Raw genomic sequence first — 16,757 nt, forward strand, 5'->3', positions numbered from 1 at the left:
ATTAAGCCCTCGCACTAAGTGCATCAACAGGAGTGAGACGAGACGCCCGTTTTGCAGGAAAGTAAGAGGCTAAGAACGCCAGAATCAGTGTCACCGTTAACGCCATTCCAATCGAGCTTAACGTGATAACAGGTGATCCAATCCATTCTGGTAACGCCATCGAGCCAAGCAAATCAACCGTACCAAAGGACGCCATTAATCCCACGATGGATCCTAAGGTAACTAAGATAAGCCCCTCAATAATAAACTGAGACATGATGGAACCCTGTGTTGCACCAATCGCCAGCCGAACGCCAATTTCTCGAGTTCTTTCCGTAACAGAGAGAAACATGATATTAGCCACACCCAAAGCGCCAACCGCCATAGTCATAGCGCCACTGGTCGTCAGGAATATTTGAATACCACGAAAGATACCGGTAATCACGTCCCCACCCTCGCTAAAGTCGGGCAGATAGACCGCATCTTTATCCGTAGGGTCAAAGTGCATCTGTTTAGCAAAAAAATTAACAATATTACGTCTAAACGATGCGGAATCCATGGCTTCTACAGGCTTTAATACCAGTTGCCATGGCTTATCGTTCCAGAGATCAAGATAAGTAGTTTGAGGCACAAAAACTCGTCGACTCTCACCGAAAGAGATCCCTCCTTCATTATCGACCATCACACCAATTACGTAGAATGGAATGCCGTTGATCTTAATATGGTCGCCAATGTCGACTCCGCCCATTTGAGCAATTCGATCACCCAATACAGCCACCCGTGTGTGGTTTGCCATATCCGTCACCGAAATATTTCGTGAACCAGGCTGCAACTTATTTTGTGAGATAGGAAAATAAGAGGGAGCAACACCACTCACCATACTGCCAATATTATGCCCTTGAGTATTCGTCACGCTGGTATCCCATTTAAGGTAAACAGCAGACGCCTCTTTAACAAAACCAGCCTGCTGGATCAGCTCAATTTTATCTTGTTCAAGGTTTATTTCGCGCCTTGAGGGCAAGCCCTGCCAAGGTTTACTCGTACTAGAGGGAAACACAACCTGAGTGTCATTGACCAAAAATGAGAAAGACTTCGTTTGATAACGATAGAAGCCTTCCCCTAGCGCCATTAAAACAACAACAGACAGTACGCCCCATGAAATTGCAATAATAGCCAAGGCACTTTTCATCCGATGCGCCAACAACGTTTGCCAAGTCTGAAGAAAAAGATTAACCATGGTGTAACGCCTGAGATATCAGCGCCATCGCTTCATCATCTAATTTACCAGTTGTCTGTAGCAGGCCTATTCTCTGACGCCAATAATCATATAAGTTGGTCTGTAGAAGGAACCTTGAATCAAATAAGCTGTTATGTGCATTGATAACATCTGAGGCTTCTAGGAAACCCGCGTCGTATAACTTTTCTTTGCTACTCAACACCTCTGCGCGAGACGCTACAACATCATGCGCCATTAACACTCGTTCCCAGTTGAGCTTCACTTGAGTAAAGTTCTGATCAATTCGCTTCTTGATGTCTATTTCAACCTTTCGTAAATCCTGCTTAGCCGTCAACAAGTTAAGCGAAGTTTGGTCCACTTTGGCGCGTGTTGAACCATTTAAATCAATAGGAACACTAAGAGTTAAACCCGCGTTAAATTCACCGTTGTCCAACCGATCACTGTCGTTATAGCCCACTTGCCCTTTAACTGTTGGGTAATAACCTCCTTGGGCGGATTTTTTGTCTAGCTTGCGCGCTTCAACGCCTTTTATGGCAACCAGTAATTCAGGGCTATTATTTCTCGCTAACTCAAGCCACTGCTGCTGAGAAGCCACCAGCATAGGAGGCTCAACCAAATTCTCAGTACGAATTTGATCCACCGAATCAGGAGCTTGGTTTATCAGCGCTTCCAGCTCTGACTTTTTACTTTCTAACTCTGCCTTTGCTCGCAGAATATTGGCTTTGTCAGACAACTGATTAGCACGCATCTCTTCCACATCAATCGATTTCACTTTGCCTGCTAGATAGCGTTTTTCGAAGATTTTTAGCAGCTTGCTGCCTTCCTCTAACTTACTGTTAGTTAGCTGTAAGTTACCTTGGGCGCTGCCTATATCGAGATAAACCAGAAGTAACTTAGCCGCCAAATCATTATGTGCTTGAGCCAATTCCAGCTGGGATTTCAGATAATCTGATTGTGCTTTATCTAATTCAGACCAAAGACTACTGTCCCAAATAACCTGAGACAGCTCTGCACCATACCGATTTGAACTACTGCGGTCTTCGCTCCAGTCTCCTGAAGCGCTCGCGCTTAAAGCGGGTAATAAAGAGCTGCGACTTAAATCCACCGAACTCTCGCCGAGTTGAACACCAATTCGGGCTTTCTCGTAATCAGGATCCGTCTGTTTGGCTCGCTGCCATGCTTGTTCAATAGAAAGGGCATATGAAGGACAACTAAGTACAGTTGCTAATATCAAGCTGCCTATACTCAACAGGGTCGATTTACGAGGTGACAGAGGTTTGTCTAATCGCTGTGAACAACTAAACAGCGCTGGCTTAACCATGTGCTGCCCCCATCATACTGTTGTCGATGACGGTTTCGTCTAACTCCACACCTTCGATGACTTCAACATTGATACCATCTGATAGGCCCAGTTTTACCGCTTGCTTGTGGAAGCCTTGTTCTGAGCTATCTGGGATTAATACGTTAGGGCTGTCGCCTTCAAATTGCAGTGCGCGCTCTGGTAGAGTGAGTACATTTTCTGATTTAACTAGAATTATCTGAGCAGATGATGAGAACCCTGAACGTAACCGGACGTCTTGAGGTATTTTGAGCTCGCCAACTTCGACTTCAAAACCGTTATCAAAACTTTTGCCCGAACTACTATCAGCTGTCGAGTTAAGACTTTCAGACTGAATCGCAATCTTAGTCAGTACCCCTTCTATTTCGATACTTGGATAAGGTGCAACGGTCAGCGTTACTGGCATCCCCGGGGTAAGTTGTGCGGCATCATGCTCACTAACACTGCCCTTAAAAATCAGGCTGTTCATATCGGCCAATGACATCATTTCTGTTGCCGCTTGACTCGATTCAGTAGAAATAATCGGTTCTCCTACCTCGACTTTTCGATTCAACACCGTACCGTCTATCGGAGCATAAATGGTAGAGGTGAGGCGAGAGTTACCTATTGTCGACTCCCCGCTTTGAATCAATTCGAGGTTCTGACGTTTTTGCATAACGTCAGCCTGTGCTGATTTCACATTGGAACGTGCAGTCACATATTCGTCGTAGTTCTTAGGAATGATTTCTTGTTCAACCAAACTCTGCAGATTAGCGAGTTGTTGTTTTGCTGACTCAATGTTCGCCTCACTTCGCATCAACTCTGTCGAGGCATCGGTCAACGCTTTCGGGGTAGGGTTAGGGCGAACCTTAATAAGCGGCTGACCTTGCGTTACGTACTCACCAACACCAGCATAGATTTCACCAACGATCCCGTCGATTTGAGATTTGATAGACACAGAGTGAGCGGGAACGATATACCCCACCGCAACCGCCTGCTTTTCGATCGTCCCCGTGGAGACCGTTAGGGTTGGAAAGGCTTCTGGAGGCGTTGAAGTTTGAAAATAGAAATACGCACCTCCACCTATCAGCGTGGCACATGCCACAGACACTAACCCACGTTTAGTCATAATTTATCCAGCTCATTATTTTATATTTGTGAGCCCTATGACTACCGTGGATATGCGAAGTTCATAAATAGTATAAAATTTTATAATGCATAGCGTTAAAGCAAAATTAAACGACAAACTTTCTACGCCTCCTTTTAGCCTTATCATGACCATTTAAGTAGAAAGTTGTCTCCGTTTAACGCACTTTAAATCTCGTAGGCCCAGCACTCTTGTTGTATGTCGAGCAGCTCCGGCTTACCGCTCTCTAGCTGATAGAGGTGGAATTGGCTTAAAGGGGGCGAATACACATGTAACGTAATGAGCGGTTCATCTCCAGCCTGTAGATTCGATATCTGATGGATATCATTATCTTTACTGACGGTCACACTGCCCTCTTGGAAATGAGTCGACTGAGAAGCAAAAATATGGCCATTAGCCGCCGTTTCAAACAAGGTTTCCGTTGCTTGCCCGTGTAAAATTTTTACGCCACAAGACGTATTCAAATGATCGTGTATTTTACTTCTTTGCCCATTTAGCCAACTCAAAATTAAAACTTCGCAGTGGTCATTCTTGAAAAGTCTTTGTCGGCAGTATGTTTCTTTATCAAAACTCGCCAACGACTTGATCTCTTCTTTACTCAGCTCGATGTTATCCAATATGAACCGAATGGAAGCCAGAGACATAGGTTTATTCGCCAGCTGTATTTGGTCCATAAACTCTTGGAAATTAAGCTCATAATCGTTATTAATTAACGCGGCTAACGCAGGAGATTGCGTTGGGGTAATATCAGTACGTTGCAAAATACTTACCTCTAACTATGTTTTGCTCTTCCGAACTCGAAGTTAAAAGTTCTCTTCGAACGATGAAATATAGCTGATTCGATTCAGCACAAGTTTGGAGGATATTAACACCGTTTAAATGAAATTTAACAAGCAATCACAAGTATTTACATTGATATAACAAAAGCATCTAACAACCAATTGGAAGCAACGGAATTGCCATATTGACTTGAGATTTGAATAACTGAGTAATTTGAAATAGGAACAACAAAAGAACGGCTTCCATCACGGCTACTATTGCGCGTATCAATTGATGAAATTGATTCACAAGTCAGAAGAGATCAATCACAATCAAGGTTATGCTCACTGTTGAAATTAGTCTAACTGGATACTTATGATTAATCCCAAACTCATCGCCTTACTTCCTGATCTCGCCTCGTTCATCTTAGTGGTAAATGAAGGGAGTTTTACTGCGGCAGCAAAACAGCTAGGGGTGACACCTTCAGCGCTCAGTAAGCTGATTACACGTTTAGAGAAAGCACTGTCAGTCAAGCTATTCGAACGAACCACTCGTACGCTTATTATTACTCAGGCAGGCCAATTGGTTTACGACCAGAGCGTTGTCATGATTAACGCTGCACAGCAAGCGGTTGAATTGTCGACCTCTGATCACACAGAACCAGCAGGCTCCATAACAGTAGCGGCGCCTGAAGCTTTCTTAAACTCAGTGCTACAGCCTTTTGTTGTTCCATTTTTAAATCAGTATCCAGAAATCCAACTCAAGTTGAGAGCGGCCGATGGCGACATCGATATTTTACGTCAGGGCATCGACATCGCTTTCCGCCTAACCGATAAGCCCGACGAAAGCTTGGTTTTGAAAGAGCTTGGAAAGACAAACCTCGTGCTATGTGCGAGCCCCGACTATCTGAAAGCCAAAGGAGTTCCTAGCCACCCAACAGACCTTTCTGAACACGATTGTTTGTATCTTGCAGAGACAGACAAAGACCACATTTGGGACTTCCTTAAAGATGATGAATTTCACACGGTGCCCGTCAGTGGGCGGTACGCAGTTAACCACTCGCAAATGCGACTCAAAGGTGTGAAAGAAGGTCTAGGCGTCGGTATTTTCCATGACTTCGTGATTCAAGACGCGCTGGCTGAAGGTTCTGTTGTACAGGTATTAGAAGATTGGACCATCAAGAGTAATTACCATGGCGCCATCGCTATGCAGTTTGCACAAACCAAGTACATGCCCGCCCGCCTGCGCGTTTTCATTGACTACGCGATGGAACACTTGGGTGACAAGCTGGCAGGAGAAATAAACTGATGCTTAAAGGAATACACCACGCGGCAATAATCTGTTCAGACTACGAATTGTCGAAACGCTTTTATACGGAAGTTTTAAAACTTGAGATAATTGCCGAAAACTATCGTGAGGCTCGTCAGTCGTACAAACTTGACCTAGCGCTACCTAATGGCGCTCAAATTGAGTTGTTTAGCTTCCCTGATGCACCAGAAAGACCTAGTTTTCCAGAAGCTCAAGGGCTGAGACATTTAGCCTTTTGTGTTGATGACGTTCAGCAGTTCAAAAGCTATTTGGAAGGACAAGGAATCGACGTCGAACCGATTCGAGTGGATGAGTTTACGGGGAAATCATTTACGTTTTTCGCAGACCCAGACGGCCTGCCGCTAGAGCTTTATCAAATTTAAAGTCTTATTAATAAACAAACACCTTAATAACAAAACAGACCTTCTCAAGTCGAGAAGGTCTGTTTGTGATTCAATTAGCTCAACGCCGTTTTGAACTTCTCAACACGTGAGAACAGTAACCAGTCCAAGAGCATCGCAGCCACAATCGTTGCTCCCGCCAGTGGAAACAGTACCGAAATAACCACCACCGTCACCAAGCCAGCTTTCCATAAGCCTGCATCACCAAACTTAGGTGGTGTACCGAGCTTGCGTTGGCCTGACGGTCTGCGCATCCACCACATCACACCGCCAGTCACTGACACAACGATGAACGCCAAGCAAAACAAGGCATTTAGAAGCTTATTGATGATACTAATGTCACCTTGGTGCAGAGAAATACCAACAGCTAGCGTCTTGGCAATGAAGTTGTAATCTTGCCATGTCACTTCACCCAGAATACGGCCTGAGTATTGGTCTAGGTGTGTGGTGCGATCTTGAGTTGGATCGATGATATCACCGCCCATAGTATTGGCTGTCACCGTGTAAACACCCGTTTCTGAACGTGGGAAATTCACCTTGTAATGCGTGAAACCAAGAGATCGTGCTTTCTCAATAACATCATCAATCGCGAAACTGCTCGCCGCAATGACATGTTGAGAGTGGTCTTCTCCCATCTTAGAGTGATCATGAGGTTCAGACGCCTCTTCCACATGATGAACGTGTGCTGCTGGCTTATCTTGAGACAAAGGCAGTGGTGTTTGCTCCAAGTTCCACGGTAACTCTTCTTCCGAGCCATGGTTAAGTGATGCGTGCGTCTGATCTGACAATGGAATATCGTCCCACATTTGAGCCGGGAAAGTGCTCCATGCTTGAACAAGCTTACCGCCCCAGAAACCTGTCCACGCTAACCCTGATAGGATAAAGAGCAGCAGAATAAGAGATAACGTGCCACCTAAGTTCGCATGCAAGTCTCGCATCAGTACGCGAGGTCCGGATGACACTCTCAGCTTAAGAAAGCCAGCGCGGCTTGCATTGTCTCTTGGTAACCATAGGTAAATGCCACTAACTAACAATAGAATGGATAAACTTATCGCCACTTCAATCAGATAATCCCCCCAATCACCAATCAATAAAGTTCCGTGGATGTCATTTGCCAGTTGATACAGGCTGTCGCTGCGTGGCACCTCACCGACGACTTCACCAGTATATTGATTCACAGTTGCGAAAACCGATGTGCCGTCTTCCAGAGAGACTGAAAAACGGTTCGCCAAGTCAGGCGCTTTGCTTGGTACAAATTGTGTCACTGAACCTTGCGGATATTGATTCTGCACTGCTGCTAGCTGTTGTGACACTTTAATCGGGTCGCCCGATGCAACAATCTCGATCGCATCGTGATGGAAAGCTAACTCGATTTCATCGTCAAACAACATCATTAAACCAGTAATACTTAACATCAGCATGAAAGGGATAACGAATAGCCCAGCATAGAAGTGCCAGCGCCAGGTGAGAAAGTAGAGAGTTTTATTGCGGTCTTTGTTTTTTATATTGGTTCTCGAACCGGTTGTTGCACTGCTTGTAGACTGCGAAGTCGCTTGTGCTTTCGCAGAGCTTTGAGATTCATTTCTCAACATTATTATTTCCTTTGACACACGCAAACATACCTTCTGAAGAATCAGAAAGTAATCTGAGCATGTTTAACTTTACTTAATACTTTGTTTTTTAATTATTTTAGAAGGTTAGGTTTAAGCAATATCAAAGGGAGGGCCGCGCGGGGCTTGCCTCGTGTAGCGTTCGCTTAGAGCCAAAAAAGCGTAGCTGTCTGAGACAATAGAACTCAGTCGAGTTGTCAGTAGTGTAGTTGGAAGTTCATCTTGGTGAAATGTGGAAAAATGGCTAAACGGACACGGCTTACCTTTGTGAGTATTCGGTTCGCCTTCTTCAATTTGAACCAGTTCAAAGCCGTTGACCGTACACAACGACGCCCATACTCCCGCACTGTTACCATGAGCATTGATAACAGGCATTAATGTCACTAAAGCCCAACTTAACGCTGTGGCAAGTAACATGGAGAGATTGAACGAAGTTCGGCGCATTATTCCAAATCTTTATAAATTCCCCTTATTATGAGGCACTTGCTATATAGGTAAACGTAAAGATTAACATCAGGTTAAAAAATTGAAGCTAACGCACACTCTATTTAGTTAAAAACCGGTTAAAACAGAAGCGCTAAAAAAATATTACGCACCTCAGTGCATCAAACTGATTAGAAAAAAGACAATAAAAAACGCCGCCTACATTTTCCAACAAAGGGAAATATAAGCGGCGTTTTAGAAGTTGAACTTTGTTATCTACTAACTTGTTTTGGTCACTCTAGCGAACAAGGTGGCTATCGGCAGTGATAGCTAAACAAATATAATACTAGACAAACGGAACAAATAAGCGAATTAACCGAAGATCTTACTCCAAATGCTTGGGTTACGCTTCTCATGGTACTCTTCACGAAGGCCGTCAATAGTACGAAGTTCTTGCTGTGCCGATTCTAAGTCACCTTGGTCTAGCTTCTGCTCAATGCTATCCAGTGATGCACTGATTTTTTTGAAGCCTTCCATGAAATTGTCTTCTTTCTCCACAGGGTAAACACCCGTTTTCAGCTCTGCCACTAGCGTATCTAAACGAACGATAGGCTTTTGCATCTCTTCAATGCTCTGAGCTTCTGCCGCTTGTTTGAACGCAAGCTTCATTTCTTGCATGTTTTTCTTAAGGTCAACATTAGCAAATGCGTTGCCAGACAATACTGAAGCAGCGATTAAACCAGATAAAAGGATTGAGCGAGTTTTCATTGTTTCTCCAAGTGAAGCTGTGACTTTGAAGATAGCGCCATCATTACTGTGGCACTTCGACTTTATTATTTTCGGCTAGTGTATACAAAAATCTGTCAGGCACAAAAATTGATTGTATCGAAATGCAAACCCGCCGACATTCTCTTAAATAAGAGCTGAGTATTCTGGGATTTCATTACGACCGCGTAAGGCCAAAAAGGCCAGGAATTGCTTTGGCGAATGGGTAATCACTTTACTCGAATCGACACCCACTTCATCTAACAATGCGGCGACTAAATCCAAGCCACCGACATCTAAACAGAAATGCGCATCGCTCCCTGTTGTAATAAATGCCCCCTTCGCCTTCGCTATTCTTGCAATCTCATAGCAGCGGTCAACACTGCCAACTCGGCTATTGCCTTTGAGTGTGGTGTTGTTGATTTCAATCGCCACGTTGTTCTCAACCGCACATTGAATAACGGCTTCAAAATCGAAATCAAAATTAGGATTGCCCAAGTGGCCAAGCGCATCAATTCGACCGCCCTTAATCACATTCACGAGAGCCTCTGTATGGGTCGCGACATCCGAAGGGCTAAAAACAGGCTCGTGGAAGCTGGCAATCACCCAATCTAGGTTCTTATCAACGCTCGGATGAATGTCGATTTCTCCCTGAGTGTTCATAATGTTTGATTCAACGCCGCGGATAATTGCAACGTCTTCGATAAAGCGAGGAAGCACACGCTGATTACTGAAGAACCAGTAGTGTGGCGCACCTGGCATTGATTCTGAATGATCAGTAGTACAAAACATGTCTAAGCCATTTTGTTTTGCCGACTTGGCATTCTCGATAAGCGTGCTGTAAGCATGACCACTTGCGTATGTGTGGGTGTGAGTATCTACTTTGAGTTCCATGAATCAATGCTCTCTTCGCTTGGTCTAGTCAATCAATTTTGAGTTGGGTTGGTCTAATATAGCTTCTTCAAAAATGCCCAACAGACACCTGCTTAATGTGATGCTGAGCGATTTGAAATCATATACTGTTCATCATTCAGTATTGTTAAAATTAATTCAATCGACAATAACCTGATTTCTCCCGCTATTCTTTGCTTTGTAAAGGCGCTTATCAGCAAGCATAAACAGATCATTTGGCGATGTGCTTTTCGTCGGAACGCATTCCGCTACACCTAGGCTCATCGTTACATGAGAAGCAATGGGTGAGGAACGATGAGGAATCGATTGACTGTGCAAAACCGTTAAGAATGAATTAAGGCGAGCTCTGCTTTGTTCTATAGATGTGCTTGGCAATATAATGGCAAATTCCTCGCCTCCTATGCGAGCAGCAAGGTCTGAGGGACGATTAAAAATTTGCTTCCATAACTTTGCGACTTGTTTAAGGCAAACATCTCCTTGATGGTGGCCATACGCATCATTATATTGCTTGAAAAAATCAATATCACCGATCACTAAGGTTAAAGTTTGCCCTTCGCGTTCACATCTAGACCATTCAGACTCAAACTTTTGATTGAATTTACGTCTATTAGCAAGAGAGGTTAGCTCATCAAAAAGTGCAATCTTTGTGAGATCTTGTTTTTCTCTCTGCAATTGCTCATCACGCAACTCATATTGATACAATGTTGCCAGCAACTCTTTTCTAGGAGCTTTAGTCAAATCCTTTATGGATAGTGGCGAACTAACAAACTTGGCAAAATCTCCCCTAAACAAAAAGTAGAAGATCAGCATTGGGACACTATAGCAGGCCGCAATCAGCAACTTACCCTGTATATTTCCGAATATGATAGAAACGATTTGCGGGCTCAGGCCAAAAGCTAAAACAGGAAACAGTACTCCATCCAAACAAAGGATAAAAACAAAGGCTAGCGTATAGATGAATGCCAACGCTGGTAGGTTGGAAAGGAACTTACTCACTTGTGTAAAAATAAACATCAATAACAATATTTCGAGGAGAATCAAAACCCCTCCAAGAACAAGAACTTTCAACGATACGTCAAAGATGCTGAAAGGGATTGCAAAAGGGTTCAACGCATACTCCGATTCCAGTAACCAAGCCATAAAGTTGAAACCAACAAAGGCAATCAAATCCACAGCTACTACTAACAGAAACATGTGTTTAAAAGTGCTAAAATCCCGCTCAATAATAATGAGCATTATAGTGCTCATCATGAATGCACCATAAGCAATATTTCCGCCTGAAATACTTAAATCTTCGGATAAAGGAAAGGAATAAACTGCACCAGCAAGCCCTCCCACTAAAAGTACAATACTAAGATAGTTATAAAATGCAGCTGTACGCACACGATTTTTTAACGTAGCAAAATACAATGGGAAAATTGAGTATATTCCTACATTGAGAATATAGGCTTCTAACGTCATTACTGTTCCTTCTAGGCTCAACACATACAGCACCTAGATGTTTTATAGATGTGCAAAATAACTGATGATATTAACATAATAACGCTTAATTGATAAAACACTCGGAATGCTTGTTTTTCTTGTCAGGAATATTAATAACACTAGATATGTATTGCCCACATCGAGCCTGTACAGCATCTCGGAGCAACCCTACCAACCACAAGTGACCATTAGCACTTAAAGATAAGGCTTTATTCTCATTTCACTTAGCTATCGGAAGCACGACTTTGTCGCAGCGCCGCCTTAATTGCACCAATTTTTTGCAACCTACCCAAGTTCGTCAATACTTAAACCAGTTCACACGCTGGAGTGTTAGATGAGACGAAGACGTTATCCGCTGAGTATCCACATCACTAGCCTTTTCCTAATTTTGACAACGTTTGTCGGTGCAGTTTTGATATCAATAAGCTATCGGCATTCTCAAGAGCTGCTATTGGGCACAGTTCGTGAGGTCAGTAATGAGCATCGTGATAAACTGGAATCAGTGTTCAAGCAAGCAGTAGCGCCTGTCATCACCACTTTGAACGTGATGGCGGTCAGTCCGTTTGTTAATCAACAAAGCTCCTCTACCGATAAGGAGTCTTGGCTAGCATCAGTCGATATCATCTTCAAACAGAATACTAATTTAGTTGCGCTCTTCTATGGCTCGGAGGATGGCAACTTTAGAATATTCCGGCCCTTGAGCACCAATAAACAAAGGGCCGAAAATAATGCCCCTGCCAAAGCGACCATGATGGTCAGTAGCACTAATTTGGATGGTGAGAACTTTATTACCTACCACGATGGTGCGCATCAGGTCATCAGCACGGTACAAAGCGAGAGTATATTTAACCCAACGACTCGTACTTGGTATCGCAATGCAAAGCCCGATGGTTCAATCCACCTATCCGAGCCCTATCTTTTTTATTTTCTTAAAACCAATGGCATTACACTGTCTAGGCGTTCAGCCGATGGCAAGCATGTGGTAGGCGCCGACTTCACGCTGAGTTCACTCTCTTCTCAGATCAGTGAGCTGGCCTACTCTCCGCAGACCAGACTGGCTCTATTTGACCAGCACTTTAATCTTCTGGGTCAGCATCAACTGGATTTAACGACCTCTAACCTCACCTTCCAAGCTAACCATGACGATACTAATAATGTAAATGGCGCTGGAAAACTCTCTGGTAGTGAGCAGGAGCAGAGCTTTTTCAACATCCCCAAACGAGAGCAAATGGAAGCGTTAAAATCTTCAGTATTGGGGCCGCTAATCTCAGATGAGGAAAAGTTTAACCTCAATCTCAAAAACGTCGAGTACAACCTGAATACATGGGCACTGACCTTAACTCCGGTTGAGCTCACCCAAAACGTGACCCTCTATTTGGCAGAGGCGACACCACACAATGAACTGCTTTCTGACCTCATTTCAATGCGTGACAAACAGGTCGCGGTCGCGATTGGGATGTTGTTTATCTGCTTTGGTATCGTGTGGCTAGTAGCTAATCGGCTGTCCCAGCCGCTTAATACTCTGATGCAGCTTACCGATAACATTGCACGATTCGATTTCCGTCGTACCCATTATCCGAAGAGCATGATCAAAGAGGTAGCTAACCTCGCCCATTCCATCGAATTAATGGAACACACGCTTCATGACCTCATCAACTTACTTCGGGACACGGCAGGGAATCAGGAGTTCTCGATACTTGCCAAGAACATCGCTCACCAAAGCTATCTGATAACCAAGGCCGAAACCATTGTGCTGTTTACTCAATCAGAGAAGAAAGATGTATTTGATACCGCCGCCAACCTAGCGATCATTCCCTTCAAAGCAGACATCAATGACTTCATCAAACACACACCTTGGTTACTGTGCAAACTCAAGTCAGGAGAGACCATCCACCTAAATCGAGAAGACAATGTACTCAACTATTATCAAGACTCTATCTTCAACTCAGACCTGTACTTGTTCCCATTATTGAACCGCGAAAAACTGTTGGTTGGTATTGTGGCGATTGGCTATGAAAGGCCGATTACCAAAGCTCAAGCAGATAAACACGCCTTTTTAAGAGAGTTATTGAGCTTTGCGGAAATAGCCAAAGACAACATTGACCAAATGCAGCAACAGAAAGACATGCTTAATGCTTTTATTGAGCTGATCGCCTCTGCGATTGATACCAAATCCCCATACACTGGAGGTCACTGCCAACGAGTACCCGAGCTGACCAAATGGTTAACCCAAGCGACTATCGATGACGACCGTTATTACCCTCAGTTCTCTCTGGACAACAAACAGTGGGAAGAATTGATGTTAGCTGCGTGGTTGCATGACTGCGGGAAAGTCACCACCCCAGAGTATGTGGTAGACAAAGCAACCAAACTCGAGACCATTTACGACCGAATCCACGAAGTTCGCATGCGATTTGAGTTACTCAAACAGCAAGCTGAAACCGACTATTGGAAAGCGATGGCGAACGGTGAACTTCAGGAAGTGCAGCTACAGATCCTCGAGCAAACTCTATCAACACTCGATGAAGAGTTTGCCTTCGTTGCGCAGTGCAATTTAGGCGGAGAATCAATGACAGAAGCACAACTCGAACGATTGGACCAAATTGCCAAACGTCAATGGAAACGAACGTTAGACGATCAGCTTGGAATATCTTGGGCTGAAAAAGAGAGATACGAGTCGTGGCAGAAATCGTCGCAATCTGCCGACGCTAAACCAGATCACAGTGAACAGACATTACCAGTGATGGAACCACTCCTTGCGGACAAACCAGAGCACAAGATCCCATGGGATAATGGCTTTAACCCAGCAGAATTGTGGCAAGAAGAGTTCGTCCTTAAGCCTGGAGAGGTCAAATACAACCAAGGCGAGCTGCACAATTTGAAAGTCAATCGTGGCACTCTCAACGAAGAAGAACGCTTCATGATCAATGACCATATCATTCAGACCTTCACCATGTTAAACAAGCTCCCTTACCCACCTTACCTGCAAAATATTCCCGAAATTGCCAGTGGGCATCATGAACGTATTGATGGTAAGGGCTACCCTCGTGGGTTGAGTGAAGATCAATTACCTTTGCCGTCCCGAGCCATGGCGATTGCTGACGTGTTTGAAGCCCTGACTTCCAGCGACCGTCCGTATAAAAAAGGAAAGCTGCTCAGTGAATCGCTCAATATCATGACCAACATGGCGACGAGCGGTCATATTGATCCCAAACTCTATTTACTGTTTTTAGAAAATAAAATCTATGACAAATACGCAGAGCGATTCCTTGAGTTAAGCCAACGATGCGATATCGATGAAACGAAACACATCGAAAAAGTAAAAGAGTATATTCGCTCACTTTTTTAAACCGTTACTGACAAGGTTTAGCGCTTAACTATTGGCTGTAAACCCAACACCGAGCTCTCTTTGGAGTTGCTCGTTGGCTTGGATGCTTGCCCGTCTTTACTACGCTTTTTAGCTAACAAGGTATTAGTGATGCTCGCAGCAACAATCAGGTTAATACCAACCAACTGCTGAGTAGAAAATACATCATCAAAGAACACACCTTGCCACAATGCGCTAAACAACATGTTAGTGAAAATTAGTGGCGCCAGTTGAGAGCCACTCTCTGCAAGCTTATACGCTTTGGAACGGAAGATTTGGGTATTGATGGTAAACAGTGCAAGGCCGAAAGCTACGAGAGCAATCCAGCGTAAATCATCAAAAGACAGTAACGCCGACAAGGTTCCTTTCTCTGCACTTTCAAGCACATCAGGCACCGCAGAAACTGAAGTAAACACCACCATTGGAATCACAATGATTGCCGCGACTAAGAAGGTCCACGCATTGAGCTCTGCTGGCGAAAGGCTGGTTTTAGACGCCCGGTACAAGCTCACTTGCGAGCCTGAATTAAACATGCCCGCCATTAAACCAAGCAGCAGTGCTGGTCTAAAGAACTCTGAGCCAAATTCAAACTGCGACCAATCCCCTGCCATCATCACTACACCAACAAAGGTGACAACTAAACACACTATCGTCGTTGTACGAATCTTGGTTCTAAATATTAACTTTTCTAACAATGGAATAAACAGAGGACCAGTGCTGAACAACACTACCCCTTCAACAAGCGTTAAGGTTTGCAGTGAAGTAAGGAAACACCACTGACACGCCACCATAAAGATCGCCCGCATCACCAAAGGTTTCCACATTTCTCGTGTCGGCTTGCTGATTTTGTAAAAGGTCAGAAAAAGAAATAAGAACAGACTGGGTAAAAAAAACCGCACAAAACTGAGTAACGAAGTGGGCATCACTTCAGATAGATATTTGGCCATTAAGCCACTTAAAGACAAACTGAACGTCGACAACAACATGAAAGTCGTTGCCTTGGTAATATCAGACATAATTATCACCTCCTATTACACCCATTTTAGTGGCGTGACGTGATGAAAAATAGCGAGTAATATTAAGCATAACTGTAAGGAAAACTTACCAATGAAAAAACTCGTTCCGCTTAAATCCGTTTACGCTTTCATTGCCGTTGCTGAAACTGGCAGCATGACTGACGCCGCGCGGGTGTTGTATGTCAGTCACTCAGCGGTAAGCCAATCCATAAAGTCGTTAGAACAACTGGTCAACAAGCCTTTGTTTCAACGAGTCGGCCGTCGTGTTGTTCTTAATGCCGCAGGTAAGCGTTATTACCGCAAAGTCGCGCCCGCACTTGAGCAAGTGATAGAGGCGACCGAAGAGCTTGCCAGAACACCTAACGACCACCGCATTACCCTCAACATGGTCAATTCACTCGCGATGCACTGGTGGATTCCCCGCGTCCCCGATTTCCAAGCTTTTTCTCCCTCACTTGATATCCGTATTTCCACCTTAACTGGCCCTTTTGATCTAGAGCAGGAAGGTGTCGATATTGCCCTTGTGCACGGCAAACCGAATGAATGGGATCAGTATTACAGCGAAAAGCTTGGCGATGATGATCTGGTCTTGGTATGCAGTCCAACTCTGCTAAAAAACCAGAGTGAGTTAAGCGTTCAACAACTCGTCAAACAAAACCCGACCATTGGTGTTTTTAACCTAAGGCGACAACACGACTGGCAGGTATGGTGCGACAATTACCAAATCCCACTGCCTACATTCCATAGCAATCTAACATTCGATGTCTCCATTCAAGCCGTGCAAGCTGCAATTCGCTCATTAGGCGTATTAGTAACGCATCGCTTGTTTGTGAAAGATGATATTAGCCACGGCATGCTGGTAGAGCTTGGCGATCCAGTAGCTAACCCGCACCAAGATTTCTACTTTGTTTGCCCGAAAAACAAATTAAAACAAGAAAGTGTGCTAAAACTGAGAACATGGTTGAGACATGAATTCACACGCTCAGAGACAATAATCAGCGGTGATATTCAGGAATAAAACTGCTCTAGCCCA

Annotated in this window: 14 protein-coding genes; 4 read left to right on the forward strand and 10 right to left on the reverse strand. The window is 44.1% G+C overall.

All coding sequences use genetic code 11. The features are described from left to right. Position 1: 1 nt before the first annotated feature. The 4 genes from CWO13_RS16745 to CWO13_RS16760 form a co-directional block, all read right to left on the reverse strand. Positions 2-1,216 carry an ABC transporter permease gene (locus tag CWO13_RS16745; RefSeq protein WP_108083261.1) on the reverse strand — a complete coding sequence of 405 codons (1,215 nt, stop codon included), beginning with the start codon at positions 1,214-1,216 and terminating at the stop codon, positions 2-4. Next, the gene (locus CWO13_RS16750) at positions 1,209-2,537 is read right to left on the reverse strand and encodes a TolC family protein (protein ID WP_108083262.1); all 1,329 of its coding nucleotides are present in this window, start codon (positions 2,535-2,537) and stop codon (positions 1,209-1,211) included. Before CWO13_RS16750 ends, CWO13_RS16745 begins: the two co-directional genes overlap by 8 nt. Beyond that, entirely contained in the window at positions 2,530-3,663 is a 1,134-nt protein-coding gene (locus CWO13_RS16755) for an efflux RND transporter periplasmic adaptor subunit (RefSeq protein ID WP_055319410.1), read from the reverse strand. The genes CWO13_RS16750 and CWO13_RS16755 overlap by 8 nt, the downstream gene beginning before the upstream one ends. A gap of 185 nt (positions 3,664-3,848) precedes the next feature. Continuing rightward, positions 3,849-4,442, reverse strand: a complete 594-nt coding sequence (locus tag CWO13_RS16760) for a cysteine dioxygenase (RefSeq protein WP_102431495.1) — start codon at positions 4,440-4,442, stop codon at positions 3,849-3,851. A 373-nt stretch (positions 4,443-4,815) separates the two neighbouring features. On the opposite strand from CWO13_RS16760, the gene CWO13_RS16765 reads away from it, so the two are divergent. Further along, positions 4,816-5,748: a LysR family transcriptional regulator gene (locus CWO13_RS16765; RefSeq protein WP_102431494.1), complete on the forward strand. Its 933-nt coding sequence runs from the start codon at positions 4,816-4,818 to the stop codon at positions 5,746-5,748. Beyond that, positions 5,748-6,131 carry an SMU1112c/YaeR family gloxylase I-like metalloprotein gene (gloA2, locus tag CWO13_RS16770; RefSeq protein WP_048608779.1) on the forward strand — a complete coding sequence of 128 codons (384 nt, stop codon included), beginning with the start codon at positions 5,748-5,750 and terminating at the stop codon, positions 6,129-6,131. Before CWO13_RS16765 ends, gloA2 begins: the two co-directional genes overlap by 1 nt. Before the next feature lie 74 nt (positions 6,132-6,205). Here gloA2 and CWO13_RS16775 read toward each other — a convergent pair whose 3' ends face one another. The 5 genes from CWO13_RS16775 to CWO13_RS16795 all read right to left on the reverse strand — a co-directional run bounded on the left by CWO13_RS16775 (position 6,206) and on the right by CWO13_RS16795 (position 11,320). Beyond that, a complete protein-coding gene (locus CWO13_RS16775) occupies positions 6,206-7,741 on the reverse strand; it encodes a PepSY-associated TM helix domain-containing protein (RefSeq protein WP_102478897.1) in 1,536 nt (511 codons plus the stop codon). Positions 7,742-7,852: 111 nt separating this feature from the next. Then, positions 7,853-8,203: a hypothetical protein gene (locus CWO13_RS16780; protein WP_048663368.1), complete on the reverse strand. Its 351-nt coding sequence runs from the start codon at positions 8,201-8,203 to the stop codon at positions 7,853-7,855. A 351-nt stretch (positions 8,204-8,554) separates the two neighbouring features. Next, complete coding sequence (locus CWO13_RS16785; RefSeq protein ID WP_017100642.1) at positions 8,555-8,950, reverse strand: cytochrome b562; 396 nt, start codon at positions 8,948-8,950, stop codon at positions 8,555-8,557. A gap of 144 nt (positions 8,951-9,094) precedes the next feature. Next, the gene (locus CWO13_RS16790; protein WP_055319406.1) at positions 9,095-9,841 is read right to left on the reverse strand and encodes a phosphatase; all 747 of its coding nucleotides are present in this window, start codon (positions 9,839-9,841) and stop codon (positions 9,095-9,097) included. Positions 9,842-9,997: 156 nt separating this feature from the next. Continuing rightward, complete coding sequence (locus tag CWO13_RS16795; protein WP_055319405.1) at positions 9,998-11,320, reverse strand: GGDEF domain-containing protein; 1,323 nt, start codon at positions 11,318-11,320, stop codon at positions 9,998-10,000. 355 nt (positions 11,321-11,675) lie between these two features. Here CWO13_RS16795 and CWO13_RS16800 point away from each other — a divergent pair, with 355 nt between their 5' ends. Continuing rightward, a complete protein-coding gene (locus CWO13_RS16800; protein WP_108083263.1) occupies positions 11,676-14,690 on the forward strand; it encodes an HD domain-containing phosphohydrolase in 3,015 nt (1,004 codons plus the stop codon). A gap of 17 nt (positions 14,691-14,707) precedes the next feature. On the opposite strand, the gene CWO13_RS16805 is transcribed toward CWO13_RS16800, so the two are convergent. Further along, positions 14,708-15,724 carry a DMT family transporter gene (locus tag CWO13_RS16805; RefSeq protein ID WP_108083264.1) on the reverse strand — a complete coding sequence of 339 codons (1,017 nt, stop codon included), beginning with the start codon at positions 15,722-15,724 and terminating at the stop codon, positions 14,708-14,710. A gap of 91 nt (positions 15,725-15,815) precedes the next feature. Between CWO13_RS16805 and CWO13_RS16810 the strand changes: the two genes are divergently transcribed. Next, positions 15,816-16,742, forward strand: coding sequence for a LysR substrate-binding domain-containing protein (locus tag CWO13_RS16810; protein WP_102479184.1), 927 nt, complete (start codon positions 15,816-15,818; stop codon positions 16,740-16,742). Positions 16,743-16,757 lie beyond the last annotated feature (15 nt).

The sequence above is a fragment of the Vibrio sp. ZF 223 genome (assembly GCF_003050585.1).
Lineage (GTDB): Bacteria > Pseudomonadota > Gammaproteobacteria > Enterobacterales > Vibrionaceae > Vibrio > Vibrio crassostreae.

Coding starts and splice junctions, on each gene's coding strand:
- CWO13_RS16745 (WP_108083261.1), bottom strand. CDS start 1,216: ATGGTTAATCTTTTTCTTCAGACTTGGCAAACGTTGTTGGCGCATCGG.
- CWO13_RS16750 (WP_108083262.1), bottom strand. CDS start 2,537: ATGGTTAAGCCAGCGCTGTTTAGTTGTTCACAGCGATTAGACAAACCT.
- CWO13_RS16755 (WP_055319410.1), bottom strand. CDS start 3,663: ATGACTAAACGTGGGTTAGTGTCTGTGGCATGTGCCACGCTGATAGGT.
- CWO13_RS16765 (WP_102431494.1), top strand. CDS start 4,816: ATGATTAATCCCAAACTCATCGCCTTACTTCCTGATCTCGCCTCGTTC.
- gloA2 (WP_048608779.1), top strand. CDS start 5,748: ATGCTTAAAGGAATACACCACGCGGCAATAATCTGTTCAGACTACGAA.
- CWO13_RS16775 (WP_102478897.1), bottom strand. CDS start 7,741: ATGTTGAGAAATGAATCTCAAAGCTCTGCGAAAGCACAAGCGACTTCG.
- CWO13_RS16780 (WP_048663368.1), bottom strand. CDS start 8,203: ATGCGCCGAACTTCGTTCAATCTCTCCATGTTACTTGCCACAGCGTTA.
- CWO13_RS16785 (WP_017100642.1), bottom strand. CDS start 8,950: ATGAAAACTCGCTCAATCCTTTTATCTGGTTTAATCGCTGCTTCAGTA.
- CWO13_RS16790 (WP_055319406.1), bottom strand. CDS start 9,841: ATGGAACTCAAAGTAGATACTCACACCCACACATACGCAAGTGGTCAT.
- CWO13_RS16795 (WP_055319405.1), bottom strand. CDS start 11,320: ATGACGTTAGAAGCCTATATTCTCAATGTAGGAATATACTCAATTTTC.
- CWO13_RS16800 (WP_108083263.1), top strand. CDS start 11,676: ATGAGACGAAGACGTTATCCGCTGAGTATCCACATCACTAGCCTTTTC.
- CWO13_RS16805 (WP_108083264.1), bottom strand. CDS start 15,724: ATGTCTGATATTACCAAGGCAACGACTTTCATGTTGTTGTCGACGTTC.
- CWO13_RS16810 (WP_102479184.1), top strand. CDS start 15,816: ATGAAAAAACTCGTTCCGCTTAAATCCGTTTACGCTTTCATTGCCGTT.